This window comes from Clostridium estertheticum, from assembly GCF_018861295.1.
Lineage (GTDB): Bacteria > Bacillota > Clostridia > Clostridiales > Clostridiaceae > Clostridium_AD > Clostridium_AD estertheticum_D.
On sequence record NZ_JAHLDM010000076.1, the window covers coordinates 1 to 1,612 of the forward strand.

Genomic DNA, 1,612 nt, shown 5'->3' on the forward strand with positions numbered 1-1,612 from the left:
CTATTAATTTCAATAATAGTAAGAGTGCCAGTCAAAAAAGCTATATTGGGTGCTTTAAAGGTATCGATAGGACTTCAAGGAATAATGCTTATTGTAGGCTTAATACAAACAGCAATGTTAAGTCCTATAGGAAATATGGTTAAAGTATACGGTTTCAAAAAAAGTGTTGTGGATATTGGGTGGGGATCTTTAACCTATGCATTTGGCAACACATATGGATACTTTGGAGTGCTACTATTTTTGATATTGAATGTTTTTTTAGTATATATAAAGTTTACTCAAACTCTGTATGTGGATGTATTTAATACATGGCGAGCTATGTTACTCGCTGGAATGGTAGGAGTAGCTTCACATAGTTTTTGGATAGCTACATTGTCAGTAATTATATTCCTAATTATTGATGTAAAAGTTGCAGATGTAATTGCACCACACATAGAAAAAATAAATAATTTCCCACCAGGAGGTTCATGGCCACATGGAAGTCATTTTTCATTTCAAGCATTTATCGCTATGCCATTTGAATGGGTTTTAAGAAGAACTCCTATTATAAAGGACATAAATATAAATGCTGAAACAGTAGAAGAGAAATTTGGTATATTTGGTGAAACTACCGTTATGGGTGGATTAGTTGGAGTTATTATAGGTTTAGTTAGCCAAGTAGGTATTATGCCTTCATTAGTACTAGGAACAAAAATGGCTGCTGCATTCCTTCTCCTTCCAAAAATGGCTTCTATACTTGTAGAAGGTTGGTTCCCAATTATTAAGGCTTCAAGAAAATTACTTACAAGTAAGTTGCATAGAGATGATGTTCGTATTGCTCTTGATTGTTCAACTGTTATAGGACATCCTGCGGTTATTCCTACAACTTTAATAATGTACCCTATAGCATTGATTATTTCTCTTATACTTCCTGGAAATCACATGATAGCTTCTGTAAGTCTTATTATAGTATTGTGGCAAAGTGCTGCAGTAAATACAATTACAGAAGGAAATATATTTCATAATATAATTATAGAATCAATTATAATCTGTTTGTTCTGTTGGGGAGCTTCGGCTATGGCAGGTCCAATGACCGCATTAGCAACTTCTATGGGACATACTTCAAGTGGACTTGTTTCATCATGGGACGCTTCAGGCACGCCATTAGTTGTAATTGTTTACAAACTATTTAGTTTTATATTTAGATTCTAAAATTTATAAAACATACATTTAAGCACTACTAAGTTAAATAAAATGTATGTAAATTATTTGACTAAAGTAATTTACATACTAAAGGTGGTAATAATATGCACAACATCATTAATGGAATATATTATGATGTATTAATGTTAGAAGACATTAATACGAAAGAAGAAGCAATAACTTACATGTCAGATTATCTTCAAAAAAAAGATTATATTAATAAAGAATATGTTGATGCTACGATTAGAAGAGAACATATATTTCCAACTGGATTAGCAACTAAACCAATAGCAATTGCTGTTCCACATTCGGAGTCTGAAAATGTAATGCAGCCATCTGTCATAATGGGGATTTCTAAAAAAACAATTAAATTTTGTAAAATGGAAGATGATAAAAGTGAAATAGATGTTGGCATAATTTTTATGCTTGC

General features: G+C 31.8%; 2 protein-coding genes. Both read left to right on the forward strand.

Features of this window, described 5'->3' with window-relative positions:
• Window positions 1–1,191: PTS transporter subunit IIC (locus KPL54_RS25670; protein ID WP_216109311.1), on the forward strand; the 1,191-nt coding region annotated here is incomplete at its 5' end.
• Window positions 1,192–1,286: 95 nt separating this feature from the next.
• Window positions 1,287–1,612, forward strand: a 326-nt coding sequence (locus KPL54_RS25675; protein WP_216109312.1) for a PTS sugar transporter subunit IIA, incomplete at its 3' end; no start/stop codon positions are given.